Source organism: Burkholderia sp. GW821-FHT14F03, from assembly GCF_058803765.1.
On sequence record NZ_JBXAPG010000031.1, the window covers coordinates 1 to 24,879 of the forward strand.

Here is a 24,879-nt window from a genome sequence, read left to right on the forward strand (position 1 = left end):
CGTCGGCCGCAACCACACCCTCCACACCGGCAAGGACCGCACCGAAGAGGTCGGCAATAACCGCCGCGACAAGACCGCGGCCAACCACTGGGTGAGCATCGGCGGGCATCAGGAGCACACCGTTGAGGGGCACTCCGAGCTGCAGGCCGGCCAGGCCATTCGCCACCGCACTAAGGTCTATGAGATCCAGGCCGTTGAGAATCTTTCTATTAAGGGGCCGGGAGGGACCATCCGCATCGACGGTTCCGGTATCACGCTGGATGCCATCTCCATTCTGGTGAAGGGACCCATGAGTAAACCTGGCAGTGGAACGGGGAATGTACTCGCCCTGTCCGCAGCGCCTCGGGCTGGACAAAGTATGGTCCGTGCGTGCGCTATGCGTGCCGATGGCTCTTGTCCGCGCCAGCCGTGTCCTTGCGGGAAGGGAGCAGCTTGATGAAAACGGCGATCGAGCAATCGATGTGGTCACGCCAAGTAGTGAAGGCATTGCCCAGCACAAGCTGGACCTCGCTACAACAAGGTGCTCGCCCTTGGCTTTGCCTGAACGGCACGCATAGCGAAACGCTTGAGGAAGACGTGCTCACGATCACCAAGAGCTTTGATTTTCGTTGGATTTGGCGCGATACAGCTTGGGAGTACAGTTCCCCTGGCTATCGCCAGGGCCCCTTGCTGGTGCCACTCGACGAGGCACTGTACACCTTTGCGCTTGACCACTGGCTTAGCCAACAGGCAGGACTGATCCTACTAAGCCCCAATGATAGCGATAGCCTCGTAGCTCATCTCCAGCACTTGAACCAGTTGACCGGGTCCGATGGGCATCCGATCGGTTTCAGCCTTCATGCTCCGCGTGTCCTCGAAGAACTCTGTGAGGGGTTGCCGGAGGAGCGTCTATCTGGCCTGTTCGGTCCCATCCAGCGTTTCATCTGGTATGTGGGTGCAGGGCAATCAGGCGAGTGGTTATCTGCCGATGCACCGGTGACCAATCGGTCCCCATCGGTTGCAGAAAAACCCATCGTATTGACACTAGATGACGAAGACGCGCTCAACCATGCCAGCCTCGCGTGGTTCATGCGCGATTGCGTGCGCGAATTCCGTCAAAGAATCCCGGCCTACAGCAATCCTGAAAACGAACCCACGCTCTGGCGGCATCTCAACCTGTTCGTGCGTGAGGCGGCTGATCAACTAGCGCTAACCGCTGAGCGCGACGTTCGCCACTATGTGGAACTTCGCTTCCAGTACCCGCATGAGTTCTTCGCCAAGGATGCTGCATTGCGTGACATCTTTTTAAAAAGACAGGTGCAAGGGAAACAGCGGTTGCTTGACGCCGAAGCGCGGCTGACGGCACTCGCCACCGCAAGAGCTTGAAGGAACCCATATGACGACGCCCCATAAAAATGCCCTGGGCCCCAACCGCCCCAACGAGAAGCAACTGGCCGCTGCAATCTCGCCACTACCGTGTGAGCGGTGTGTTCCTGTCTACCCGATGCGCTATGGCATCGCGGATAGAGCCCTCGATAAAAGCATATTCCCCACGCTGAGTACCGAGGGGTATCCCGCTCTCACAGGTACTAAGGCCTATGGTTTGCGCGTGCTGCGCCCAGGCACCTACGTCTACCTCTGCTATTTCGAGAATGACCGTATGTGGACACAACACTATCAAGTTACCGAGGATGTGCGATTTGCCCGTATTTGGTGGGACCGGTCTGATGACAAAGATGCTACACCAGGTCGGCACACCCGGCCCGATACAGCCGGTGCCAAACCCTATCTACTTGCTCCGGAGAGCAAAACCGCAGAGACCGTCTACCTGTTGGTAAGTGACACGCTGCTTACCCATCGCACACTCTGGCAGGTCGAAACCAATAAGGACGGTCTACGCGACACATTGGCCACCAAGTGCATGCCTGCCGGAGGCGCCGGGCAAAAGCACGTTTTCAATGCAGCACTGCTTGGCAGCTCAACGCTCGAACTGCTCGCGCCCGCCGTTTACGGCGTACCGATGCACTACGGATGGAGCGAAATCCGCTTTACCGAAGGAGCGCCCAACAGCAATAACATCTTGGGCAACATGTACATCGCTTTGCAACCGCGCATGGAAATCACGCCTCTGGCGGTCACGTTGCAAGATCCGATCGGGATTGCAAGTGAGTTGCACTATCTGGTCACGGAGGCGGTCGCGAGCAAGACCAAGTATGCCGGGCAAAATGCACACAAGTTGCAGAGTGGGATTCTCATTACCAACTATTTTGAGGCCATGAAGAAGCAGGCGGCCAGTTCCCCAGATTCGGCCAAAGCCCTAGCCAAGCAACGCAATCTTGTGAACTATGCCGGCGCGACATTGTTTCCCGAGACCTACTCCAAGAAGATCAAAGAGTTTGAGAAAACCATTGCCACAGCGGTGAACGATTCCATCGCCTGGGTGCAACTCATCGACCAAGAGAAGCTGTTGGGCAAAGCACTGAGGTGTTTTGATCTTACCGTGATCCACAACGCACGCGACTATGAGAATGCAGTCTTCCAGTGTATTGGCGGCTTGGTTCACACCAAGGAGGGCGGCAAGGTGATGGATGACCTGATCGCCAAGCCTGCGGACAAAAGCCCCTATTGGCTGGCACTTGCCAATGGCAGCGAAATCCTGTTGGCTCGGTTGAAGTCCAGCACCGGCGATATTGCCAAAAACATGTTTGATGTAATGGACAAGTTTATGGAAGAGCATGTTATCGCTCCCGCCACCAATGCGCTGATTGGATTGTTGCAGGTGCTACCGGAAGCAAAGCAAGCAGACGTCCTGGTACGACGTCTGCGACATGTGATGGAGATCAGAGCCAACGCAACCATCGTTGTATATGATGTCCGCTTGGTGGATCTGCAGCGTGCCGCCTATGAATTCCAAGGTTACCAAACGCTCGGTGCCGAGCGCTCGCGCGGCTGGAAAATGCCACCGCCGAAAATCAACCAGGCCGATGTACTTACTCGTGTTCTGGTGTACGACTGGGTCAAGGTTGGTGAAACCACATACCGCGAACTTGACCGCGCGCCGGCAGAGCGGCCTGCGCTGCCACCGGCACGGGCTATTCATATGGAAGGCAATCCGTTCATTAACGCGATGAATCGGATACGTGGCCCCGGAGGGCACTTCTTCACTGGATTAGGAGGCTTCCTTGCGCTTAAGGGAATGAATAATTCACTAAAAGCGTGGAATTCGACGGAAAATAAGGCGGCAAATACTGCGGCAGTTGTTGGAGCCCTTTACTCTCTTGTTGGCGCTGGAATAGAAACTAGCGCAGCCGTCACTGTTATATCAGCTAAAGCGCGTGGCAATACCGCTTTAGCGAATAGCATGAAGATACTTGCCGCCAAACGTGGGGTAGCTATCTTCGGTGCTGGGGGAGTCGGCATCACAGCAGTTGCGGATGCAATTAGGGCGGCCGCTGCATTTGGTGAAAGTAACCCAGAACAAGGTTGGATGTTGGTCAGCTCAGCCATGGCCGGCGGCCTGCTGACGGTTGCGACCTGGGCAGGAGGCACAGCCACCGCCTTGACTGTTTCAGGTGGTGGAGCAGCCGCTATAGTGCTTGGCCTGACTCCGGGGGGCTGGGCCGTTGTTGCGGGTATCGCCGTCGTACTTGTTATTGGGTTTGCGTTTGGGGCAGACATGACCAAACATGGCCCTGTGGAGAGATGGCTTAAGCACAGCGCGTGGGGGATTGACAGCCGCCATTACAACAATCGTGAGGAGTTGGATGCTGTACATAGTTTGTACTATCGCCCGCGCCTGACGCCTGAGTGGGACAAAGCCCCCGGATACTCAGTGGGTACACTTCGCATCAGTTGCCAACTCCCCGGAACAAACGATGTGCCAGGAGATAAATTCCAAACAAGGTTAGCCTTCAGTCTGCGCGGCAACAAGCTTTCCCGAGTCAATGGGCCCATTATCCACTCCGCTGAAAGCAGCCCTATAGACTACCGTCGTGAGTGTTTGGTTACACCGTTAGGTGGCACTGGAAAGGAATGTGGCTGGTCGATTCAAATGCATGAGGATGCCAAGGTGGACTTGGAATATCTGTACTTTCCGGATCCGGAGCAACAACCCGGTTTGGCATTGTTGCAACCTGACGCGCCGACACCGTTGGTATTCACATCGGGGGGATGGTTTACCGATCCGATTGACTCTTCCAAGCTTGAACCCGTTGGAGCACCAAATGACAACTGAAATTAAACGTCTTCCAAGAAGCCTACGCCTCGGTGGAACGCCTCTATATAAAGCTCCCCCCTCTGGAGAATTGCCACAACCCGATGGAGTGCGGCGGGTCAGCAAACAGTGTATCGAACTTGAGACCTACGCTAACTTTACGCAGAGCAGTATCGCTGGTCATATTGGAATGTCCATTCTCGTGACCGCATCCGCTCTGCTACTGATATTGGCAGTTGCGGATAGAGATAAGATAACTGAACAAACACTTCTAACCTTCGCACTTATTGCTCCGGTTTTACCTTCTATAGTTCTCTTTTTTTACTTCACAAGTGGTGCCCATCGGAGTCGTGGAGGCTATATTCGCATCCATAGAGAAACTCGAAAGGCTTACTTCATTTACCCCCGGCAGACACACCTCCACGTACTCGACTGGGATAGCATCGAGGCCTTAGCTGGGTATATCCCGACCTTTACCGGCAGCATTAATACTTCCCGACATCCACTGTATTTGATCGGCATCGACTACGCTATGGATCCGCCCGCCGAGATCTGTGCGGCCTGTGGCAACCTCGGTATGTTCGATGGTGACCGGTCAGCCAGGGCGCTCTGGTCTTATCTGCAAGCCTTCATGGAGCGAGGTCCTGAGGGCCTACCCAAGCCCGCGCCGCTCCAGCCACGACGAAGCCGGTGGCAAGAGACGCAGCAACCCTACCGAGACTGGTATACGGGGCTGCGAGGTAGGTTGGCAAAGCCCTACGGCCTGCTCAAGGCCCCCATCACCATTCCGCTCTGGTTGGGCTGGCTGCTCATCAACGCATTTCCGGACAGCGTCGAAGCCTTCATCCAGTACAACGTGCCGTACACGCAGTTTCCCAAGGAGATCGACCGGCTATGCGGTTTCGACGAGAAGCGCACGCCGGTTATCCGCGTGAACGGGGAGCGCATTGAGCCATGAAGTGTTGCCGTGGATAGGACAGCCAATCTGATCAAGCGTCTACCAAACAGCCTGCGCGTTGGTGGAACGCCACTGTATCGAGATCGGCTACGGAAGAAACCCCTCAACCCGATGGGGTGCGACGGATTAACGATAGGTGTATCGAACTTGAAACTTATGCAAATTGCACGCAAAGCGGAGCTGCCGGCTTCATTGGAATGTCCGTCGTTGTTTTCATCTTCGCAGTTGTATTGGGCATATTCGCCCTCGGCCCCGCAAGCATAGAGCCAGATACAATCTTGGTTATGCTCTCCGGGCTACCAGTATCGATTGGCATGGCCTTTATTTTTTACTTAGCCAGCGGGGCTCATCGGAGTCGCGGCGCCTTTATTCGCATTCATCGAGGCACCCGAAAACTCTACTTCATATACCCGCGGCAGAAGCGTCTCCACGTACTCGACTGGAATCACCTCGAAGCCGTGGCAGGGTACGTTCCCATTGTGTCTGCAAGTGGCTACGCAAGCCGGCACCCGCTGTATCTCATCGGCGTGGACCACAGCATGGATCCGCCGACCGAGATCTGTGCGGCTTGCGGAAATCTCGGTCTATTTGACGGAGATCGGTCAGCCAAGTCCCTCTGGTCCTATCTTCAAGTTTTCATGGAACGAGGTCTTGAAAATCTGCCTAAACCCGCGCAGGTGCCGCCACGACGATGCCGTTGGCAAGAGACAGCAACCTTACCGAGACTGGTATGCGGGGCTTCGACGTAGGTTGGCGAAGCCCTACGGCCTGTTCAAGGCCCCCCATCACCATCCCGCTCTGGCTGGGCTGGCTGCTGATCAACGCGTTCCCGGGCAGCGTCGAAGCCTTCATTCAGTACAACGTGCCGTACACGCAGTTCCTCAAGGAGATAGACCGGTTGTGCGGCTTCAACGAAAAACGCAAGCCGGTGATTCGTGTCAACGGGGAGCGTATTGATTCGTGATGACTTGAAAAAGCTGATGCCGTTCTAAACCCAAGGAGTTTGAAATGAAACCAATCGTCCTCGTTGGTCATAAACACAGCTGCCCCATCCACGGGAGCGGTACAGTCGTCAGTGGCGCAAGCAGTGCCGAGATCAACGGCCGCGCCGTCGCGCGCGTTGGTGATCGGATCAGTTGCGGTGCCGTCATCCAGACAGGTTCGCCAGGCACCAGCGTGGAAGGCCAGCCGGTGGCTCGTGAGGGAGACAGCACCAGCCATGGCGGCAAACTGGTGGAAGGTGAAGCGGACTGGCTGGTCGAGTAAGACAGTGCTGAGCATCTGCGTGCGCCGTGGCTTTGCGCAGGTGCTCAGCAGAGCGCGGCCACTCACGTGTTGCCCGTATCAGAGGTCCAGCTCGCGGAATAGGTTTGCGGCAGCAGGCTCAAGCGGCCCACCAGCTTTTCCACCCGCTCATCTTCCTGTTGTGTGGAGTAGACGATCGTGTGCACTTCCGAACGTCCGCCATCGCGCTGCCGGCTTTCGACTCCCCGCAGTCGCAAATTGTGCGCGCCGATGGCGTTGAGCAATTCGGCCCGCACACCGCCTCATCCGAGGACGCGCAGGTCAGTGCGATGTTGTAGTAGCGCTCTTCGGCTTCGGCCTCAGGTACATGGCGGTCGACCAGCTTGGCGCGCTGGCGGAGCAGCAGGTTCGTCACCAGGATCAAGCCGGTGACCGTACTGGCCTCGGTCAGAAAACCGTAGCCCGCCACGCGCCGGTGGCCCAAATGGTGGCTGCTGCGCTCAGGCCTTGAATGGTAAGTCCGTTGCGGAGAGTGCCATGTTCAACTCCTCTGTACCTGGGTTCATTCAGGAACAGATGGTCGACATATCGCCCGCTACCGCCCAGCAACAATACGCTCCAGCCCGCGTCCGTATAGATGGGCTAAAAAGTGCTGGCTGCTGCTGGATTCCGGTAGACCTCACCGGAATGAAAAAAGGGGCTTTCGCCCCTTTTTCAACGACTTACAGAATTCCGTGGAACGCTGAAGATCAAAATTTGGAGCGGGAGACGAGTCTCGAACTCGCGACCTCAACCTTGGCAAGGTTGCGCTCTACCAACTGAGCTACTCCCGCATGTCCTGCATCGGACGTCCTGCTGCTTCACTACTCACAAAACGCCGCTTCGAATTGGAGCGGGAGACGAGTCTCGAACTCGCGACCTCAACCTTGGCAAGGTTGCGCTCTACCAACTGAGCTACTCCCGCGTTTTGCTGCTTCCCGCTGCGCTTACTGCTTGCCGTGCAGCGGAGAAACGAGATTATGTAGAAACCAGTTTCGGGTGTCAACACTTTTTCGCACCCTTTTTTCTTTTGCACACGCTCGCGCGCGTCAGGCCGCCCCGCCCCGCTCGCGAATCTGCGGCCACGCGAGCTTCATGTAGTAGAGCATCGACCAGATCGTCAGCACGGCGGCGAGATAGATCAGCCACTGCCCCCACACGCGCGTATCGAGCTCGAACACGCCGAGCGGCAGACGCCCATAGAACAGCAGCATCGGGATCGCGATCATCTGGCAGGCCGTCTTGAACTTGCCGAGCGAATTCACGGCGACGCTCTTCGATGCGCCGATCTGCGCCATCCATTCGCGCAGCGCCGAAATCGCGATCTCGCGGCCGACGATCACGAGCGCGATCGCCGCGTCGATCCGCGTGAGCTGCACGAGCACCAGCAGCGCGGCCGTCACCATCAGCTTGTCGGCGACCGGATCGAGGAACGCGCCGAAGGCCGAGGTCTGGTTCCACTTGCGCGCCAGGAAGCCGTCGAACCAGTCGGTCAGCGCGGCCAGGATGAACACGACCGCCGCCGCCAGGTTGCGGTGATCGCCGCTCATCACCGTGTCCGGCAGATAGAACACGCCGACCACGAGCGGAATCAGCACGATTCGCACCCACGTCAGGAAAATCGGAAAATTGAACGGCATGGCAGGCGACATGGGTAAAGGAGCTGCAATTGTGCCGTGTCACCCGCCCCGCTACAAGCCGGCGGCCAGGCGCGACGCGGCTAATGCAGCTGCCGGTAGATCTGTTCGGCGAGCGCGTGCGAGATGCCCTCGACGCTCGCCAGCTCCTCGACGCTCGCCGCCACCACCCCACGCAATCCGCCGAAGCGCGCGAGCAGGCGCTGGCGCCGCTTCGCGCCGACGCCCTCCAGCTCCTCCAGCCGCGAGGTCTGGCGCGCCTTCGCACGCTTCGCGCGCATCCCTGTGATCGCGAAACGGTGGGCCTCGTCGCGGATCTGCGCAACCAGCATCAGCGCCGCGCTTTCCTTGCCGAGCTCGAGCGGCGCGCGGCCGTCGGCGAACACCAGCGTCTCGAGGCCCACCTTGCGCCCCTCGCCCTTCGCGACTCCGACCAGCATCGAGCAATCGAGCCCCAGCTCGGTAAAGACCTGGCGAGCCATCTCGACCTGACCCTTGCCGCCGTCGATCAGCACGAGGTTCGGCAGCAGCGCGCCGGCTGCGGCTTCGCGCGTCGTGTCCGCGTCGATGCCCGCCTCCGCGTCGGCCGAGGCCGCCTCGGCCGCCTGCTCGACCATTTTCTCGTAGCGCCGCGTGAGCACCTGGCGCATCGCCGCGTAATCGTCGCCCGGCGTGATGCCGGTGATGTTGTAGCGCCGGTATTCGCCCGACTGCATCTTGTGATGGTGATAGACGACGCACGACGCCTGGGTCGCCTCGCCCATCGTATGACTGATGTCGAAACACTCGATCCGCAGCTGCGCGAGATCCTCGCTGTCGTAGCCGAGCACGTCCGCGAGCGCGCGCGTGCGCGCCTGCTGCGAACCCTGTTCTGACAACAGCCGCGCGAGCGCGAGCCGCGCATTCTGCTCGGCCATCGTCAGCCACGCGCGCCGCTGTCCTTGCGGCTGACGCAGCAGCGTCACCTTGTGCCCCGCCTGCTCGGTCAGGATGTCGATCAGCTCGCGGTTCGCGGGCGCATGGCTCACCACCAGCACCGGCGGCACCCGGTTGCCGAGGTAGTGCTGCGCGATGAAGGCCTCGAGCACCTCGCGCTCGAGCGCCGCCGCGCCGGCCGTCGCGCCCTCCGTCGCGAGGTCGTCTGCCGCAGGATCGCCCGCAGCAAGGTCTCCCGCCGCGGGATCGCCCGTCGCGGGACCGCCCGCCGCCCGATCATCAGCCTCCGCATCGCCCGCGCCACCTTCCGCGAGGGTCAGCGCGCTCTCCACATGCGCGGGGAAGTAGGCCTTGTCGCCCAGATGCCGGCCGCCGCGCACCATCGCGAGATTCACGCACACGCGGCCCCCCTGCGCGACCACGGCCAGGATGTCGACGTCGCTGTCGCCGCCGACGTCGATCGCCTGCTGGTGCAGCACGGTCGCGAGCGAGCTCATCTGGTTGCGCACCTGCGCCGCCTGCTCGAACTTCAGTTCGGCGGCAAACGCATGCATCTTCTGCTCGAGCTCGCCCATCACCTCGTTCTGGCGGCCCAGCAGGAAACGCGACGCGTTCGACACGTCGCGCGCGTAGTCGTCGTCGCCGATCGCGCCGACGCACGGCGCGCTGCAACGGCCGATCTGGTGCAGCAGGCAGGGCCGGGTGCGGTTGTTGAACACCGAATCCTCGCAGGTCCGCAGCTGGAACACCCGCTGCAGGATCTGGATGCTCTCGCGCACCGCCCAAGCGCTCGGGAACGGCCCGAAATACTGGTTCTTCTTGTCGACCGCGCCGCGGTAATACGCCATGCGCGGGAAGCGATGGCCGGTGAGCTTCAGGTACGGGTACGACTTGTCGTCGCGAAACAGGATGTTGTAGCGCGGCGCGAGCGCCTTGATCAGGTTGTTTTCGAGCAGCAGCGCCTCGGCTTCCGAGCGCGTGACCGTGGTCTCGATCCGCGCGATGCGCGTGACCATCATCGCGATGCGCGGCGACAGCTGGGTCTTGTTGAAATAGCTCGACACGCGCTTCTTCAGGTCGCGCGCCTTGCCGACGTACAGCACCGCGCCGTCGGCATCGTAGTAGCGGTAGACGCCCGGCATGTGCGGCAACTGCGCGAGGATCTTCTTGGGCTCGAAAACGGTTTCGGGTGTCTCGGGGGATGTCATGCGTGATTCGACGCGGCGCGCGCGCGAACAGGTCATTTAGAATCGCCAGTTTAGAGCATTCCCGCCCCGCTTCCGATGCCGTCCTTTCCCCTGATCCCGTCCGCGCACGCCGCCGTCGTCGACGCCGCGCCCGCCGTCCGCCGCATCGCCTGCGACCTGTTCTGCGCGGTGATCGACAATTTCGGCGACATCGGCGTCTGCTGGCGCCTCGCGCGCCAACTCGCCGACGAACACGGCTGGCAGGTGCGCCTCTTCGTCGACGACCTGCACCCGTTCGCGCGGCTGCGGCCCGACGCGCGCGTCGACGCCGCGCGCCAGACGCTCGACGGGATCGTCGTCGAGCACTGGCGCGGGCCGGCCCACGCGGGCGACACGCTCGCGATCGCCGACGTCGTGATCGAGGCGTTCGCATGCGAGCTGCCGCCCGAGTACGTCGCGGCGATGGCCCGCCGCGCACGCGCGCCGGTGTGGATCAACCTCGAATACCTGAGCGCCGAGGACTGGGTCGGCGACTTTCATCTGCGGCCCTCGCCGCACCCGCGCTATCCGCTCACCAAGACCTTCTTCTTCCCCGGGCTCGGCGCGGGCACGGGCGGCGTGCTCAAGGAGCGCGACCTCGATGCGCGCCGCGACGCCTTCGACGCCGCGGCGCGCGACGCCTGGTGGCAGGCCGCGACGGGCGGCCCCGCGCCGGCCGCCGGCACGCTGGTCGCGTCGCTGTTCGCGTACGAAAATCCGGCGCTCGACGCGCTGCTCGAACAATGGCGCGACGGCGACCAGCCGGTCGCCCTGCTGGCGCCGGAAGGCCGGGTGTCGGCCGGGCTCGGCCGCTTCTTCGGCACGGGCCAGCTCGCGGCCGGCAGCCGGGCGGCGCGCGGCAACCTGTGCGCACACGGGCTCGCGTTCGTCGCGCAGCCCGCCTACGACCCGCTGCTGTGGGTCAGCGACATCAACTTCGTCCGCGGCGAGGATTCGTTCGTGCGCGCACAATGGGCCCGGCGGCCATTCGTCTGGCAAATCTACCCGCAGGCCGACGACGCGCACCTGCCGAAGCTCGACGCCGCGCTCGCGCACCTGGGGGACGGCCTCGACGCCCCGGCCGGCGCCGCGCTCGCGCGTTTCTGGCATGCCTGGAACGGCCAGGGCGCGCCGGACTGGGCCGATTTCTGGAGACATCGCACGGCGCTGCGCACCCGCGCGGCCGCCTGGGCGGACGAACTGGCGTCGCGCGGCGATCTCGCCGGAAATCTGGCCGAATTCTCAAAATCTCAGTTAAAATAAGCGGTTATCCAACGGCAGACTGCGCAAGCGCGTACGTTTTCGGCGTCCGTGGCCCGCAGCGCGCGGCCCGGCCGGAACGGCCCCCGCGCGACCCGCCGGAATGAACCCGCCTGCGGCGTCCGCCGTTGCGCAACGCCCGGGCAATTTTTTCGTACAGGACAGTTTTATGATGAAAACCGCACAGGAACTCCGCGTAGGCAACGTCGTGATGATCGGCAGCGAAGCGATGGTGATCTCGAAGGCCGAATACAACAAGTCGGGCCGCAACTCCGCCGTCGTGAAGATGAAGATGAAGAACCTGCTGACGGGCGCGGGCCAGGAATCGGTCTACAAGGCCGACGACAAGTTCGACGTCGTCGTGCTGGAGCGCAAGGAAGTGTCGTATTCGTACTTCGCCGATCCGATGTACGTGTTCATGGACGCCGACTACAACCAGTATGAAGTCGAGGCGGAAATGATGGGCGACGCGCTCAACTACCTCGAAGACGGCATGGCCTGCGAAGTCGTGTTCTACAACGAGAAGGCGATCTCGGTCGAACTGCCGACGGTCCTGGTCCGCGAAATCACCTACACGGAACCGGCCGTCAAGGGCGACACGTCGTCGGGCAAGGTGCTGAAGAACGCGAAGATCTCGACCGGCTACGAGCTGCAAGTGCCGCTGTTCTGCAACACCGGCGACAAGATCGAAATCGACACGCGTACCAACGAGTACCGCAGCCGCGCGTAAGCAAAGCGCCCCTTGCGAAGCACGCCGAATCAAGCGCCCTCCGGGGCGCTTTTTCGTTGGCGGACAGCCCCCGGACACCCAGCACGAAATGCGCGCTGTAAGGCAAATCAAAGATATCCAATTTGTATCTTCGGTAACCGTTTTATATCGGCTGACAAATACCGTACGCTAAAAGCGCGGCGCGGCATAAAATCCATTTCTAATCTCAAAATGAGGCTGCCGCACGCTGCCCGCCCATTTGAATATTCGCGTACACCATGCCACACGCCCTGATTGTCGAAGACGATCCCAATAGCCTGTCCGGGCTCACCGCGCTGCTCGGCGCGGACGGATTTTCCGTCGATACCGCGACCTCGCTCGCCGAAGCCCGGACGGCGCTGGCCCGCTCGATCCCGGACGTGGTGCTCGTCGACCTGAACCTGCCCGACGGCAGCGGCTTCGACCTGCTGCAGAACCTGCCGCAGCAGCAGCCGAACGGATCGCTGCCGGTGATCGTGCTGACCGGCAATGCGACGGTCGAGAGCGCGATCGAGGGCTTGCGGCACGGCATCTGGGACTATCTGCTGAAGCCGATCAACATTCCGCGCCTGCGCAGCCTGCTCGCGCGGATTCCGCGGCCGTACGAGCTGATCGACGAGGTCCAGTCGCTGCGCGCCACGCTGCGCAGGCTCGGCCGGTTCGGCGCGCTGGTCGGGCGCAGCGACGCGATCCAGCACGTGTACGACATGCTCGAGCACAACGCGCGCACCGAGACCGCGGTGCTGCTTTGGGGCGAACCCGGCACCGGCAAGGAGATCGCCGCGCGCACGCTGCACGAGCTGAGCCGGCGCCGCAAGGGACCGTTCATCACGTTCGACTGCCGCGCGGCCGCCGTGTCGCCGCGCAATCTCGAAACCGACGGCACCGCGCTCGAGGGCATGCTGTTCGGCCGCGAGCGCGGTAGCTACACCGGCCCGGAGCGCCGCGAACCGGGGCTGTTCGAACAAGCGAGCGGCGGCACGCTGCTGCTCGACGAGATCACCGCGCTGCCGCTGGCCCTGCAGGAAGCGCTGCTGCGCACGCTCGACTCGCAGAACTTCATGCGCATCGGCGGCAGCAGCGAGATTTCGAGCGATTTCCGGCTGATCACGACCACGCGCCGCCCGGCCCGCGAGGCGGTCGCGAACGGGACGCTGCGCGAGGATCTGTGGCTGCGCCTCGACGCCGCATCGGTCGGCCTGCCGCCGCTGCGCGAGCGCGACGACGACGTGATCCAGATCGCCGAGGCGCTGGTCGACGATCTGAACCGCGAGACCCGCGCGGCGGGCCTTGGCGCGACCGACAAGCGGCTCGCGCCGGGCTTCGTGCGCGAATGCCGCGCCTACGATTGGCCCGGCAACGTCCGGGAGCTGCACGAGCGGGTCCGGCTCGCGTACGACGCCTCGGGCGATTTCATCGACACCCTGCACGCGGGCGAGCCAAGCCTCACGGCCGGCACGTCGCTGAACGGCAGCAGCGTGCAGGTGCGGGTCGGCACCCCGCTCGCGGACGTCGAGGATCTGCTGATCCGCGCGACGCTCGACGCGGTGGGCGGCACCCGGCACCGCGCCGCGACACTGCTCGGCATCAGCCCGAAGACGCTCTACAACAAGCTGCAGCGGATGAAGGAAGAAGACTGAGCGACGGCGGGCCGGGCCTGAGCGCCCGCCCCGCCGCGCCGGATCAGGCGAACAGCGTGTGCAGCAGCGCCTGGGCGCGCACGTAGGCCGGTTCGCGCATCAGCTTGTCCCACTTGAGCGCCTTGCCGCGCGGCCGCAGCCGCTTCAGGCGGCGGCTCGATTCGCGCGAGGGCATCGTCCGCAATTCATTGAGCACCTGCTCGGCCGCCTCGGGCTGGTTGCACACGAGCACCATGTCGCAGCCGGCCGCGAGCGCCGCCTCGGCCGCCTCGGTCAACGTCCCGCCCTCGCGCGCCGCCTCCATCGACAGATCGTCGCTGAACACCGCCCCTTCAAAACCCAGCTGGCCGCGCAGGATGTCCTGCAGCCAGATCCGCGAGAAGCCCGCGGGCCGCGCATCGACCTGCGTATAGATCACATGGGCCGGGATCACCGCCGCGAGCGACAGGCCGAGCCAGTCGTAAGGCGCGACGTCGGCCGTGAGGATCGCGTCGAGCGGCCGGTCGTCGGTCGGCAGCGCGACGTGCGAATCCGCCTCCGCGAAGCCGTGGCCGGGGAAATGCTTGCCGCAGTTGGCCATGCCCGCGAGCGCCAGCCCGTGATTGAGACTCTTCGCGAGCAGCGCGACGACGCGCGGATCGCTGTGGAACGCGCGATCGCCGATCACCTTCGAGTGGCCGTAGTCGAGATCGAGCACCGGCGTGAAGCTCATGTCGATGCCGCACGCGCGCAGTTCGGCCGCGAGCACGTAGCCGACGGCCGTCGCCGCCTCGGTCGCGCGCAGTACGTCACGGTCCCACAGCTCGCCCAGGCGGCGCATCGCGGGCAGCACCGTGAAGCCGTCGGTGCGGAAGCGCTGCACGCGGCCGCCCTCGTGATCGACCGCAATCAGGATGTCCTCGCGCACCGCGCGGATCGCCTCGGTCAGCGCGACCAGCTGCGCGCGGTCCTGGAAGTGGCGGGCGAACAGAATCACGCCGCCCGTCTGCGGGTGCGCGAGACGGCGCGCATCGTCACGGGTCAGCGCGGTGCCGACGACGTCGAGCATCACCGGGCCGGGAGTCAGTTTCATCGAATCAGGATCCTTCGGTAAGAAATCAGGCGGCGTCGCGGCCGGCGGCCGGGTCGGGCGTCTCGGCGACCACGAACGAGACCGCGTAGTCGCGCTCGTCGCTGACGGTGACGCGCGCCGTGATGCCGCGCGCGCCGAGCCAGGCCGCCAGCTCGCCCGACGCGACCACGAAGGGCTGCCCGCTCGGCTCGTTGAGCACCTGCAGCGCGCGCCACGTCATGGGCCAGCGCATCCCGAGGCCGATCGCCTTCGAGAACGCCTCTTTCGCGGAGAAACGGGTCGCGAGGAACGCGATGCCGCGCACTTCGGAGCGCGCGCGCCGCGCCTGGAACACGCGCAGCTCGTCCGGACCGAGCACCTTCTCGGCGAACCGCCCGCCCGTGCGTTCGAGCACGGCCGCGATGCGGCTCACCTGGACGACGTCGGTGCCGATGCCGTAGATCGCCATCGGCGTTCAGCGCGCGCCGTGCAGCGCCGCGACGCGCGCGGCGACCATGATCGCCTTCATCTCGCGCACCGCGTTGTCCCAACCGACGAAGATCGCGTGCGCGACGATCGCATGGCCGATGTTCAATTCGACGATGCCGTCGATCGCCGCGATCGGCTGTACGTTCGTGTAATGCAGGCCGTGGCCCGCGTTGACCTTCAGGCCGAGCCGTGCGCCCGCCTCCACGCCGGCGGCGATCCGCTCGTATTCGCGCTGCTGCTCCGCCTCATCGTGCGCATCCGCGTAGCGGCCCGTGTGCAGTTCGACGACCGGCGCGCCCGCCTCGTGCGCGGCGCGGATCTGGGTTTCGTCCGGATCGATGAACAGCGACACCCGCACGCCCGCATCCGCGAGCTGCCGGCACGCGGCGCGCACCGCTTCGAAGCGGCCCGCGACGTCGAGCCCGCCCTCGGTGGTCAGCTCCTCGCGCTTCTCCGGAACGAGGCAGGCATCGTGCGGACGGATCTCGCAGGCGATGTCGAGCATCTCCGTCGTCACCGCGCATTCGAGGTTCATGCGCGTCGTCAAGAGCGGCCGCAGCGTGCGCACGTCGGCGTCGACGATGTGGCGGCGGTCTTCGCGCAGATGCAGCGTGATCGCGTCCGCGCCGGCGGCTTCGGCGGCCAGCGCGGCGCGGATCGGATCGGGATAGGCGGTGCCGCGCGCGTTGCGCAGCGTGGCGACGTGGTCGATGTTGACGCCGAGGTCGATGGCGGTGGGCGTGGTGAGAAAGAAGCTCATAGATTTTGCAGGTCGATCAGGATCTGGCGCGTGGCGAGCGGCGTGCCGCCCAGGTAGGTGTTCAGCAGGAAGCGCATCAGCGTCTTGCTTTGCGCGACGGTCAGAGCCCGATGGTAATCGTCCTCCTCCATGTCGAGCAACGTCTGCCCGGACACGACCGGCCAATGCGACGGCACGCTGTCGTCGGCGTCGCGCACGCCGCGCTCCGGATCGAACACGTAGCGGCCGTCCGGCTGCACCGCGCGTCGCGCGACCGTGCGGCCGAGCGACATCGCGTAGCCGGTCTCGCGCAGCAGCACGCGCTCGAACGAGCGCAGCACCTGCACCGGCGCTTCGCCATGCGCAAGCCGCGTGAGCGTGACGAGGTAGTGCTTGAACAGCGGCGGATGCGGATCCTCGCGCGCGCAGAACTTGACCAGCAGCTCGTTCACGTAGAAACCGCACAGCAGCGCGTCGCCGGCGAGCGGCAGCATGCCGCCCACCCATTCCGCGCCCGTCAGCGTGCGCAGCTCGGACTTGCCGGACCAGGACAGCGCAAGCGGCTGGAAGGTCTGCAACACGCCGCGCAATGCCGAATGCGGGCGCTTCGCGCCTTTCGCGACGAGCGCGAGGCGGCCGTGGTCGCGCGTGAGCACGTCGATGATCAGGCTCGTCTCGCGATACGGGTAGCTATGCAGCACGAAGCCCGGCTGCTCGGCCACCCGGAACTCGGATGTGCGCGCGCCGCCGCGGCGCGCCTTGCGGGGCGGCTCGGGCGGCGGCGCGTCGGCGGGCGCGGCAGGCTCGGAAGCCGCCTCGCCCTCCGCGGGCATCATCCACGCGTCATTCGTACCCATAGGCGCGAAGCCCTGCTTCGTTGTCGGCCCAGCCGCTGCGCACCTTGACAAAGGTTTCCAGATACACCGGACCGTCGAACAGCTTCTCCATGTCCATGCGCGCCTCGGTGCTGATCTGCTTGAGTTTCGCGCCCTTCTTGCCGATCACCATCGCCTTGTGCGAATCACGCTCGACCAGGATCGTCGCGAACACGCGCTTCAGGCGCCCTTCCTCCTCGAACTTGTCGATCACCACGGTGCTCGTGTACGGCAATTCGTCGCCGGTCCAGCGGAACACCTTCTCGCGCAGGATTTCCGCCGCGAGGAAGCGGGAGCTGCGATCGGTCAGGTCGTCCTCGCCGTAGATCGGCTCGCCCTCGGGCAGGTACGGCTTGATCGTGTCCATCAAGCGGCGGATGTCCTCCGGCCGCATCGCGGACAGCGGCACGATCTCGGCAAACTCGCGCAGCGCGCCCATCTGCTGCATGAACGGATACAGGGTGTCCTTGTCATTCACGCGGTCGAGCTTGTTTGCGATCAGCAGCGTCGGCGTGCCGGGCGGGATCAGGTCGAGCACCCGCTGGTCGTCCGGGCCGAAACGGCCGGCTTCGATCACGAACAGGATCGCGTCGACCGACGTCAGCGTCGAGGTCACCGCGCGATTCAGCGAGCGGTTCAGCGCCGTGCTGTGGCGGGTCTGGAAGCCCGGCGTATCGACGAAGATGTACTGCGCGTCGTCGAGCGTGTGGATGCCGGTGATGCGATGGCGGGTCGTCTGCGCCTTGCGCGACGTGATGCTGATTTTCTGGCCGACCAGCGCGTTCATCAGCGTCGACTTGCCGACATTCGGCCGGCCGACGATCGCGATCATGCCGCAGCGGAAACCAGTGGGAGCGGGAGCGTTCATATCAGGATGCAGCGGGTTCGGAACCGGCGCGCGGGTTGGGCGCGACCGGTATCGTGTTCGGGATCAATGGCCGGCATCGGCAGCGCGCACGGGGGCGGCCGCCATGCCGGGCTCGGCTTCGGAGGACAGCGCGGGCGTCGCGTCACGGGGACGGGGCGGCTTGTCGACCAGGCCGGCCGCCGCGCGCGGCGCGGCGTCGGTTTTCTCCGCCGGTTTGTCGGCGGCGGCGGTTTTGTCGGCGGCGCGGGCGGACCGCTCGGCCGGCTCGGCGTGCGCGCCGCGGATCACCGCGATCGGCGCGGCGGGCGCAACCGGCTCCGCCGCGGGCCGGGCTTCGGCCGGGCCGCCCGCCGCGCGGGCCGGCGCACGTTCCTTGCGGTCCGGCGCACGCAGGTCGAGTGCTTCCTGCACGCCCTTCACGCCCGGCACGATCTCCGGTTCCGCATGCTTCGCGGCCCGCGCGCCCTTCGAGCGCTTCGGCTTCGCGCCGAGCAACGGCGCGGCGGCCATCACCTCGTCGAGCGCCTTCTTCGCGGCGGCCTGCTCGGCCGCGCGCCGGCTCGCGCCGGACCCGGACACCTTGACGTCGAGCTTCGGCACCGTGCACTCGACCTCGAACTGCTGATTGTGCGCCGCACCATGCGTCGCCACGACGGTATAGGTCGGCAGCGCGATCTTGTGACCCTGCAGGTATTCCTGCAGCAGCGTCTTCGCGTCCTTGCCGAGGGTGCGCGGATCGATGTGATCGAGGATCGGAATGTAGAGGCGCTTGATCACCCCTTGGGCGGCTTCGAAGCCGCCATCGAGGAACACCGCCCCGATGATGGCTTCGAATGCGTCCGCGAGGATCGAGGGGCGCCGGAACCCACCGCTGCGCAACTCGCCCTCGCCCAGGCGCAGCCCGTCGGAAATATTAAGGGCCTGAGCGATTTCGTACAGCGACTGCTGTTTGACGAGATTCGCCCGGACGCGCGACAAATCGCCTTCGTCCAACTTACCGAAACGTTGGAACAAAAGGGCGGCCACCGCGCAATTGAGAACGGAGTCGCCGAGAAACTCGAGCCGTTCGTTGTGCGTGGCACTGTGACTGCGATGGGTCAAAGCCTGGCGCAACAATTCCGCATTGCGAAATTCGTAGCGCAGCCGGCTTTCCAACTGGGATAGGGGCATGTGCAGGAGTATAACGCGGGCGCCAACTCCGTCGAACGGACGGGGCCGGGCACGAAAAGGCGTGACGAAGCGGTGTTACCGAGGGTTCTTAAAGTAGTTCGGCAACACGTCATGCGACGTGTTGCCGAACGGCGCGTTGCTCAGTTGAACGAGCCGATGCGTTTCAGGTTGCTGAAATTCATCCAGATGAAGAACGCGCGACCGACGATGTTCTTGTCGGGCACGAAGCCCCAGTAGCGGCTGTCCGCGCTGTTGTCGCGGTTGTCGCCCATCATGAAGTAGTGACCCGGCGGCACCTTGCAGATCACGCCGCGGCTGTTGTATTCGCAGTTGTCGCGATATGGGTAGTCGTACGCGCCCATCACGAACGGCGGCACGCCGGGATTGTTCAAGATCGCGTTCTTGCGGGTGCCCAGCGTTTCCTCGAACTGCTTCGCGTAGTTCATGCGCTCTTCGTCGAAGTAGTCGGCCATCGGCGTTTCGGGCACCGGCTGACCGTTGATCGTCAGCTGCTTGTCCTGATACGCGACGGTGTCGCCCGGCAGGCCGATCACGCGCTTGATGTAGTCGACCGACTCATCCTTCGGGTAGCGGAACACCACCACATCGCCGCGTTCGAGCGGCCGCCCCGCCGTGATCTTGGTATTGACGACAGGCAGCCGCAGCCCGTAGTCGTACTTGTTGACGAGGATGAAATCGCCGACCAGCAGCGTCGGCACCATCGAGCCCGACGGAATCTTGAACGGCTCGACGATGAACGAACGAACCACGAACACGACGAGGATCACCGGGAAGAAGCTCGCCGTGTACTCGAGCCACCACGGCTGGCGCAGCTTGTCGTCGCGCAGCCGCGCACGCGTCTGCGGCGCGTTCTCGTCGGCGAAGCGCTCGCCGACGCGCGCCTGCTGGCGATCGAACTCCTCGACCGCCGCATCCGCCGCCCGACGCCGCTGCGGCAGGAACACCAGCTTGTCCAGCACCCACGCGATGCCCGTCAAGACGACGAGCACAAAAAGGATCAGCGCAAAATTCATAAAGGATCAGTCCTGTTATTTGTCTTCGACGCGCAAGATCGCCAGGAATGCCTCCTGCGGGATCTCGACCGAACCCACCTGCTTCATCCGCTTCTTACCTTCCTTCTGCTTCTCCAGCAGTTTCTTCTTGCGCGAGATGTCGCCGCCGTAGCACTTCGCCAGCACGTTCTTGCGCAGCGCCTTGATGTTCTCGCGCGCGATGATGTGCACGCCGATCGCGGCCTGGATCGCCACGTCGTACATCTGGCGCGGGATGATCTCGCGCATCTTCGCCGCGACTTCGCGGCCGCGATACTGCGACTGCGAACGGTGCACGATGATCGACAGTGCGTCGACCTTGTCGCCGTTGATCAGCATGTCGACCTTCACGACGTCCGACGCGCGGTATTCCTTGAACTCGTAGTCCATCGACGCGTAGCCGCGCGACACCGACTTCAGCCGGTCGAAGAAGTCGAGCACGATCTCGGCCATCGGGATCTCGTAGGTGAGCTGCACCTGGCGGCCGTGGTACTGCATGTTGATCTGCATGCCGCGCTTCTGCTCGCACAGCGTGATCACCGAACCCACGTATTCCTGCGGCATGTACAGGTTCACGGTCACGATCGGCTCGCGGATCTCGCCGATCCGGCTCGGCTCCGGCATCTTCGCCGGATTCTCGACCGTGATCGTCGCGCCGTCGCTCTTCACGACCTCGTAGACGACGGTCGGCGCGGTCGTGATCAGGTCCATGTCGAACTCGCGCTCGAGCCGTTCCTGCACGATCTCCATGTGCAGCAGGCCGAGGAAGCCGCAGCGGAAGCCGAAGCCGAGCGCCTGCGACACTTCCGGCTCGTACTGCAGCGACGCATCGTTCAGCTTGAGCTTCTCGAGCGACTCGCGCAGCGCGTCGTACTGGTTCGCCTCGACCGGATAGAGGCCCGCGAACACCTGCGGCTTCACTTCCTTGAAGCCCGGCAGCGGCGCGAGCGCCGACTTGGTCGCATGCGTGACCGTATCGCCGACCTTGGCGGCCGTCAGTTCCTTGATGCCGGCGATGATGAAGCCCACCTGCCCGGCCGACAGCGATTCGAGATTGCGCGACTTCGGCGTGAACACGCCGACGTGCTCGACCGGGAACTGCGCGTCCGTCGCCATCAGCTTGATCTTTTCCTTCGGACGCAGCGTGCCGTTGACGATCCGCACCAGCATCACGACGCCGACGTAGTTGTCGAACCAGGAATCGATGATGAGCGCCTGCAGCGGCGCGGCGGGATCGCCCTTCGGCGGCGGCACCTTGGCGATCAGCGACTCGAGCACGTCCTCGACGCCGAGCCCCGTCTTCGCGCTGCAATGGGTCGCGTCGGTCGCGTCGATGCCGATCACGTCCTCGATCTCCGCGATCGCGTTCTCCGGGTTCGCGGCGGGCAGGTCGATCTTGTTGAGCACCGGCACGACCTCGACGCCGAGCTCGATCGCCGTGTAGCAATTCGCGACCGTCTGCGCCTCGACGCCCTGGCTCGCGTCCACCACGAGCAGCGCGCCTTCGCACGCGGACAGCGAACGGCTCACCTCGTACGAGAAATCGACGTGCCCCGGGGTGTCGATCAGGTTCAGGTTGTAAACCTTGCCGTCGCGCGCCCGATACGACAGCGCGGCGGTCTGCGCCTTGATCGTGATGCCGCGCTCGCGCTCGAGATCCATCGAGTCGAGCACCTGCGATTCCATTTCGCGGTCGGACAAGCCGCCGCATACCTGAATGATGCGATCCGCGAGCGTCGACTTGCCATGGTCGATGTGCGCGATGATCGAAAAGTTGCGAATATGATCCATTCCGTCCGATCAAGCGAAAAAGGCGCGCTCGACGATCGCAGAGCACGCCTTGTGTAAGTCGGTGAAAAAACAGCCTATTTTAGCCGAAAAGCCCTGCCAGGGGCGGCCTTTGCGTGGAACCCGCGGCTAACCGCGCCGCACGGCCCGCTGCAGCGCTTCCGTCACCCGCGCCGCATCGAAACGATGCCGGCAGACCTCGACGCCGTCGAGCAGCAGCACCGGCACGTCCTCGTCGTAGCGCGCGACCAGCGCGGGGTCCGCATCGATGTCGACCACCTCGACGCGCGCGCCGAACTCGGCCGCGACGGGCGCCAGCGCGTCGCGCATGTCGTCGCACAAATGGCACCAGCCGCGGCCGTACAGCGTGAAGATCACGATTCGCCTACTTCTGGCGCGGACGGATCGGGATGAACTGCGTGTTGTCGCCGCGCCGCACCAGCACCGCCACCACCTTCTGCGGATCGAGCTGCGCGGTCAGGTCGACGAACTGCTTCGCGCTCGTGATGTCGGTGTCGCCGACCCGCAGCACGATGTCGCCGCGCCGCAGGCCCGCGCGCGCGGCCGGACCGTCGACATTGACGATCTGCACGCCGCCGCGCAGCTTGAGCGCCTTCAGCTGGTCGGCCGGCACATCGTTCACCGTCAGCCCGAGCGAGTTGCTCTGGCGCGGTTTCGGCTGGCTCTGGCCCGCGTCCGCCTTGGCGTTCTTGTCGACGGGCACCTCGGTGATCGTGATCGGCAGGTCGCGCGCCTGGCCCTTGCGCCAGATCGTGACCGTCGCGCGCGTGCCGGGCTTCGTGTCGCCGACCATGCGCGGCAGGTCGGTGGCCGTATCGACCGGGCGATTGTTGAACTTCAGGATGATGTCGCCCGGCTGGATGCCCGCCTTGTCGGCCGGGCCGCCCGGCTCGACGCTGCTGACCAGCGCGCCTTCCGCCTTCGGCAGGCCGATCGAGTCGGCGACGTCCTTCGTGACCTCGCCGATCGCCACCGCGATGCGGCCGCGCACCACCTTGCCCGAGGCCTTCAGCTGGTCGGCCACCCGCATCGCCTCGTCGATCGGAATCGCGAACGAGATGCCCATGAACCCGCCGGTGCGGCTGTAGATCTGCGAGTTGATGCCGATCACCTCGCCCGACATGTTGATCAGCGGACCGCCCGAGTTGCCCGGGTTGACCGCGACATCGGTCTGGATGAACGGCAGGTAGTCGCCGGTATTGCGGCCCTTCGCGCTGACGATGCCGGCCGTGACGGTGTTGTCGAGCCCGAACGGCGAACCGATCGCGACCACCCATTCGCCGACGCGGACCCGGTTGGAATCGCCGATCGCGACGCTCGGCAGGCTGGTCGCGTTGATCTTCACGACCGCCACGTCGGTGCGCTCGTCAACGCCGATCAGCTTCGCCTTGAACTCGCGCTTGTCGGTCAGCGTCACGTAGATCGTGTCCGCATCGTCGACCACGTGCGCATTGGTCATCACGTAGCCGTCCGACGACAGGATGAAGCCGGAGCCGACGCCGCGGTTCTGCTCGGCGTCCGGCGCATCGGGCGGGTTCGGCTGCGCGCCCTTCGGATTGCCCGGCGCCTGCGGCAACGGGATGCCGAAGAAGCGACGGAAGAATTCCGACATGTCGCCGTTGTCCATCCCCGGCGGCATCATGCCGCGCGTGTCGGTCGGCACGTTCGCCGTGGTGCGGATGTTGACGACTGCCGGCCCGACCTTCTCGACGAGATCGGCGAAATCGGGCAGCCCTGCGCGCGCCGGCGCCACGGGCGTGCTCGCGCCGGCGGCGCTCGCCGCGGGCGCCGCCGATGCGTGGGGGACGAACGGAACCCAGGCAGCCACCACCGCGGCGGCCAGCCAGTTGCGCAGCGAAAGTTTCTTCATGTCGGACCGGAGGAAGGTTACTTGGAAGCCTTGTATTCTATGGCAGACGTAAACTGCTGCAAGGTCGCCGGCGGCACCTCGCCCAGCGCGGTGATCCAGTAGTCGCCGCGGCGCTTGACGAGCACGTGGGTCGCGCCGGTGCTGCCCGCGCCTTCCTTGCGGACATTCTTCTCGGCCGGTTCGATGAATACGGAGATGGTGGCGAGGCCGTCGGTATAGACCGCCTGGTCGACCGGGATCGGCGGATCGCCGGCATCGCGCGACGCCATCGGACGGCGCACTTCGCGAATCTTGCGGAAGCCGGCGACGGTCGGCGCGATCAGCCAGCCCTGCGCCTCGATGTCGACGGGAGCGACAGGCGGCCGCACCACGGTCCAGCCGGTCAGGTTGCGCATGCCTGCCGCGATCGCGCCCTTCTGCGCGGCATTGCCCGCGCCGATCTGCACCTGCGAGAACGCGATCTGCTCGAGCACGCGCTCGTCCGCGTCGAGCGTCTGCGAACGCAGCAGCAGCCCGGTGCGCGCGTCGGTCCAGAGCTTGTAGGCGAAGCGGTAGGCGTCCTTCGGCATCAGTTCGACGACCTGCGCGTCGAGCCCCGCGACCCGGTCCTGGCCGAGCAGCTTCGGCTCGTAGACGGCCAGCACCTGCTCGCCGCTCGCGCCGAGCAGCGCCGGGAAGGAATCCTTGTTCTGGCGCCGTTCGACGACGCACAGGCGCCGCTCGGGCACGAACGTGTAGAGATCGTCGTTATGGCGCAGCAGCTTGCGCGGCTTGCCATCGAGCGTCTCGATCTGCTCGTACTCGCCGTCGCCCTTCACCGCCACATGGACGATGCGTGACGACTGCACATAGGTGCCGCGCTGGTAGACGAAGGTGCCTTCGTAGCTTTGCTGCTGCGCGGCCTGCTGGATCCGGTCGAGCCAGTCCGCCGCGGCGCGCCGCGTGGCGACGAGATCGTCGGGCTGCTGCGCGACGGCGTGGGATTGAACGGACAACAGCGCGGCCGCGCAAAGCAACAGCGCCGGCAGCCGCTTCCAGCCGGGAATGGCGTGCTTCACCTGCAATGTCCGCATCG

General features: G+C 64.2%; 23 protein-coding genes, 2 tRNA genes and 1 pseudogene. 10 read left to right on the forward strand and 16 right to left on the reverse strand.

Annotated elements, in window-relative coordinates:
* From AC1RQF_RS20955 to AC1RQF_RS20985, 7 genes and pseudogenes are all read left to right on the forward strand, one after another.
* Positions 1-436: pseudogene (locus AC1RQF_RS20955) on the forward strand (bacteriophage T4 gp5 trimerization domain-containing protein); the annotation flags it as partial.
* Complete coding sequence (locus AC1RQF_RS20960; RefSeq protein ID WP_492872877.1) at positions 436-1,365, forward strand: DUF4123 domain-containing protein; 930 nt, start codon at positions 436-438, stop codon at positions 1,363-1,365. The pseudogene AC1RQF_RS20955 and the gene AC1RQF_RS20960, both read left to right, overlap by 1 nt.
* A gap of 10 nt (positions 1,366-1,375) precedes the next feature.
* Positions 1,376-4,213 (forward strand): toxin VasX, encoded by a 2,838-nt coding sequence (locus tag AC1RQF_RS20965; protein ID WP_492872879.1) that lies wholly within the window; start codon positions 1,376-1,378, stop codon positions 4,211-4,213.
* Complete coding sequence (locus AC1RQF_RS20970) at positions 4,203-5,150, forward strand: DUF6708 domain-containing protein (RefSeq protein WP_492872880.1); 948 nt, start codon at positions 4,203-4,205, stop codon at positions 5,148-5,150. The genes AC1RQF_RS20965 and AC1RQF_RS20970 overlap by 11 nt, the downstream gene beginning before the upstream one ends.
* A 314-nt stretch (positions 5,151-5,464) precedes the next feature.
* A complete protein-coding gene (locus tag AC1RQF_RS20975; protein ID WP_492872911.1) occupies positions 5,465-5,899 on the forward strand; it encodes a DUF6708 domain-containing protein in 435 nt (144 codons plus the stop codon).
* Positions 5,881-6,114, forward strand: coding sequence for a hypothetical protein (locus AC1RQF_RS20980; RefSeq protein WP_492872881.1), 234 nt, complete (start codon positions 5,881-5,883; stop codon positions 6,112-6,114). Before AC1RQF_RS20975 ends, AC1RQF_RS20980 begins: the two co-directional genes overlap by 19 nt.
* 44 nt (positions 6,115-6,158) lie before the next feature.
* Positions 6,159-6,416, forward strand: a complete 258-nt coding sequence (locus AC1RQF_RS20985) for a PAAR domain-containing protein (protein ID WP_274002055.1) — start codon at positions 6,159-6,161, stop codon at positions 6,414-6,416.
* 62 nt (positions 6,417-6,478) lie between these two features.
* Here AC1RQF_RS20985 and AC1RQF_RS20990 read toward each other — a convergent pair whose 3' ends face one another.
* The 5 genes from AC1RQF_RS20990 to uvrC all read right to left on the reverse strand — a co-directional run bounded on the left by AC1RQF_RS20990 (position 6,479) and on the right by uvrC (position 10,215).
* On the reverse strand, positions 6,479-6,691 hold the full coding sequence (locus tag AC1RQF_RS20990) for a hypothetical protein (RefSeq protein ID WP_492872882.1): 213 nt from the start codon (positions 6,689-6,691) through the stop codon (positions 6,479-6,481).
* A 461-nt stretch (positions 6,692-7,152) separates the two neighbouring features.
* Positions 7,153-7,228 (reverse strand) — tRNA-Gly (locus tag AC1RQF_RS20995).
* A 55-nt stretch (positions 7,229-7,283) separates the two neighbouring features.
* Positions 7,284-7,359 (reverse strand) — tRNA-Gly (locus tag AC1RQF_RS21000).
* A gap of 124 nt (positions 7,360-7,483) precedes the next feature.
* Complete coding sequence (gene pgsA, locus AC1RQF_RS21005; protein WP_274004254.1) at positions 7,484-8,074, reverse strand: CDP-diacylglycerol--glycerol-3-phosphate 3-phosphatidyltransferase; 591 nt, start codon at positions 8,072-8,074, stop codon at positions 7,484-7,486.
* A gap of 80 nt (positions 8,075-8,154) precedes the next feature.
* Complete coding sequence (gene uvrC / locus AC1RQF_RS21010) at positions 8,155-10,215, reverse strand: excinuclease ABC subunit UvrC (RefSeq protein WP_492872883.1); 2,061 nt, start codon at positions 10,213-10,215, stop codon at positions 8,155-8,157.
* A 75-nt stretch (positions 10,216-10,290) separates the two neighbouring features.
* Between uvrC and earP the strand changes: the two genes are divergently transcribed.
* The 3 genes from earP (at position 10,291) to AC1RQF_RS21025 (ending at position 13,881) form a co-directional block, all read left to right on the forward strand.
* Positions 10,291-11,496: an elongation factor P maturation arginine rhamnosyltransferase EarP gene (earP, locus tag AC1RQF_RS21015; RefSeq protein WP_274002052.1), complete on the forward strand. Its 1,206-nt coding sequence runs from the start codon at positions 10,291-10,293 to the stop codon at positions 11,494-11,496.
* A 169-nt stretch (positions 11,497-11,665) separates the two neighbouring features.
* Complete coding sequence (gene efp, locus AC1RQF_RS21020) at positions 11,666-12,223, forward strand: elongation factor P (RefSeq protein ID WP_252982604.1); 558 nt, start codon at positions 11,666-11,668, stop codon at positions 12,221-12,223.
* A 257-nt stretch (positions 12,224-12,480) separates the two neighbouring features.
* The gene (locus AC1RQF_RS21025; RefSeq protein WP_274002051.1) at positions 12,481-13,881 is read left to right on the forward strand and encodes a sigma-54-dependent transcriptional regulator; all 1,401 of its coding nucleotides are present in this window, start codon (positions 12,481-12,483) and stop codon (positions 13,879-13,881) included.
* A gap of 43 nt (positions 13,882-13,924) precedes the next feature.
* On the opposite strand, the gene nagZ is transcribed toward AC1RQF_RS21025, so the two are convergent.
* The 11 genes from nagZ to AC1RQF_RS21080 form a co-directional block, all read right to left on the reverse strand.
* Complete coding sequence (nagZ, locus tag AC1RQF_RS21030) at positions 13,925-14,953, reverse strand: beta-N-acetylhexosaminidase (protein WP_274002050.1); 1,029 nt, start codon at positions 14,951-14,953, stop codon at positions 13,925-13,927.
* A gap of 25 nt (positions 14,954-14,978) precedes the next feature.
* Complete coding sequence (gene acpS / locus AC1RQF_RS21035) at positions 14,979-15,401, reverse strand: holo-ACP synthase (RefSeq protein ID WP_274002048.1); 423 nt, start codon at positions 15,399-15,401, stop codon at positions 14,979-14,981.
* A 6-nt stretch (positions 15,402-15,407) separates the two neighbouring features.
* Positions 15,408-16,181: a pyridoxine 5'-phosphate synthase gene (pdxJ, locus tag AC1RQF_RS21040; RefSeq protein WP_274002045.1), complete on the reverse strand. Its 774-nt coding sequence runs from the start codon at positions 16,179-16,181 to the stop codon at positions 15,408-15,410.
* Complete coding sequence (gene recO / locus AC1RQF_RS21045; protein WP_443111561.1) at positions 16,178-17,017, reverse strand: DNA repair protein RecO; 840 nt, start codon at positions 17,015-17,017, stop codon at positions 16,178-16,180. The genes pdxJ and recO overlap by 4 nt, the downstream gene beginning before the upstream one ends.
* Entirely contained in the window at positions 17,004-17,903 is a 900-nt protein-coding gene (era, locus tag AC1RQF_RS21050; protein WP_252982599.1) for a GTPase Era, read from the reverse strand. The genes recO and era overlap by 14 nt, the downstream gene beginning before the upstream one ends.
* A gap of 63 nt (positions 17,904-17,966) precedes the next feature.
* Positions 17,967-19,073 carry a ribonuclease III gene (rnc, locus tag AC1RQF_RS21055; protein ID WP_492872884.1) on the reverse strand — a complete coding sequence of 369 codons (1,107 nt, stop codon included), beginning with the start codon at positions 19,071-19,073 and terminating at the stop codon, positions 17,967-17,969.
* A gap of 140 nt (positions 19,074-19,213) precedes the next feature.
* Positions 19,214-20,107 carry a signal peptidase I gene (gene lepB / locus AC1RQF_RS21060; protein ID WP_274002038.1) on the reverse strand — a complete coding sequence of 298 codons (894 nt, stop codon included), beginning with the start codon at positions 20,105-20,107 and terminating at the stop codon, positions 19,214-19,216.
* Between the two features lie 15 nt (positions 20,108-20,122).
* Complete coding sequence (lepA, locus tag AC1RQF_RS21065) at positions 20,123-21,916, reverse strand: translation elongation factor 4 (RefSeq protein ID WP_274002036.1); 1,794 nt, start codon at positions 21,914-21,916, stop codon at positions 20,123-20,125.
* A gap of 126 nt (positions 21,917-22,042) precedes the next feature.
* Positions 22,043-22,288, reverse strand: coding sequence for a glutaredoxin family protein (locus AC1RQF_RS21070; protein WP_492872912.1), 246 nt, complete (start codon positions 22,286-22,288; stop codon positions 22,043-22,045).
* Positions 22,289-22,298: 10 nt separating this feature from the next.
* The gene (locus AC1RQF_RS21075; RefSeq protein WP_274002033.1) at positions 22,299-23,804 is read right to left on the reverse strand and encodes a DegQ family serine endoprotease; all 1,506 of its coding nucleotides are present in this window, start codon (positions 23,802-23,804) and stop codon (positions 22,299-22,301) included.
* Between the two features lie 17 nt (positions 23,805-23,821).
* Positions 23,822-24,877 carry a MucB/RseB C-terminal domain-containing protein gene (locus AC1RQF_RS21080; RefSeq protein ID WP_274002030.1) on the reverse strand — a complete coding sequence of 352 codons (1,056 nt, stop codon included), beginning with the start codon at positions 24,875-24,877 and terminating at the stop codon, positions 23,822-23,824.
* Positions 24,878-24,879 lie beyond the last annotated feature (2 nt).

What these genes read in the sequence shown, in the direction of transcription:
- AC1RQF_RS20960 (WP_492872877.1), top strand. Translation starts at nt 436, where the DNA reads ATGAAAACGGCGATCGAGCAATCGATGTGGTCACGCCAAGTAGTGAAG.
- AC1RQF_RS20965 (WP_492872879.1), top strand. Translation starts at nt 1,376, where the DNA reads ATGACGACGCCCCATAAAAATGCCCTGGGCCCCAACCGCCCCAACGAG.
- AC1RQF_RS20970 (WP_492872880.1), top strand. Translation starts at nt 4,203, where the DNA reads ATGACAACTGAAATTAAACGTCTTCCAAGAAGCCTACGCCTCGGTGGA.
- AC1RQF_RS20975 (WP_492872911.1), top strand. Translation starts at nt 5,465, where the DNA reads ATGGCCTTTATTTTTTACTTAGCCAGCGGGGCTCATCGGAGTCGCGGC.
- AC1RQF_RS20980 (WP_492872881.1), top strand. Translation starts at nt 5,881, where the DNA reads ATGCGGGGCTTCGACGTAGGTTGGCGAAGCCCTACGGCCTGTTCAAGG.
- AC1RQF_RS20985 (WP_274002055.1), top strand. Translation starts at nt 6,159, where the DNA reads ATGAAACCAATCGTCCTCGTTGGTCATAAACACAGCTGCCCCATCCAC.
- pgsA (WP_274004254.1), bottom strand. Translation starts at nt 8,074, where the DNA reads ATGCCGTTCAATTTTCCGATTTTCCTGACGTGGGTGCGAATCGTGCTG.
- uvrC (WP_492872883.1), bottom strand. Translation starts at nt 10,215, where the DNA reads ATGACATCCCCCGAGACACCCGAAACCGTTTTCGAGCCCAAGAAGATC.
- earP (WP_274002052.1), top strand. Translation starts at nt 10,291, where the DNA reads ATGCCGTCCTTTCCCCTGATCCCGTCCGCGCACGCCGCCGTCGTCGAC.
- efp (WP_252982604.1), top strand. Translation starts at nt 11,666, where the DNA reads ATGAAAACCGCACAGGAACTCCGCGTAGGCAACGTCGTGATGATCGGC.
- AC1RQF_RS21025 (WP_274002051.1), top strand. Translation starts at nt 12,481, where the DNA reads ATGCCACACGCCCTGATTGTCGAAGACGATCCCAATAGCCTGTCCGGG.
- nagZ (WP_274002050.1), bottom strand. Translation starts at nt 14,953, where the DNA reads ATGAAACTGACTCCCGGCCCGGTGATGCTCGACGTCGTCGGCACCGCG.
- acpS (WP_274002048.1), bottom strand. Translation starts at nt 15,401, where the DNA reads ATGGCGATCTACGGCATCGGCACCGACGTCGTCCAGGTGAGCCGCATC.
- pdxJ (WP_274002045.1), bottom strand. Translation starts at nt 16,181, where the DNA reads ATGAGCTTCTTTCTCACCACGCCCACCGCCATCGACCTCGGCGTCAAC.
- recO (WP_443111561.1), bottom strand. Translation starts at nt 17,017, where the DNA reads ATGGGTACGAATGACGCGTGGATGATGCCCGCGGAGGGCGAGGCGGCT.
- era (WP_252982599.1), bottom strand. Translation starts at nt 17,903, where the DNA reads ATGAACGCTCCCGCTCCCACTGGTTTCCGCTGCGGCATGATCGCGATC.
- rnc (WP_492872884.1), bottom strand. Translation starts at nt 19,073, where the DNA reads ATGCCCCTATCCCAGTTGGAAAGCCGGCTGCGCTACGAATTTCGCAAT.
- lepB (WP_274002038.1), bottom strand. Translation starts at nt 20,107, where the DNA reads ATGAATTTTGCGCTGATCCTTTTTGTGCTCGTCGTCTTGACGGGCATC.
- lepA (WP_274002036.1), bottom strand. Translation starts at nt 21,916, where the DNA reads ATGGATCATATTCGCAACTTTTCGATCATCGCGCACATCGACCATGGC.
- AC1RQF_RS21075 (WP_274002033.1), bottom strand. Translation starts at nt 23,804, where the DNA reads ATGAAGAAACTTTCGCTGCGCAACTGGCTGGCCGCCGCGGTGGTGGCT.
- AC1RQF_RS21080 (WP_274002030.1), bottom strand. Translation starts at nt 24,877, where the DNA reads ATGCGGACATTGCAGGTGAAGCACGCCATTCCCGGCTGGAAGCGGCTG.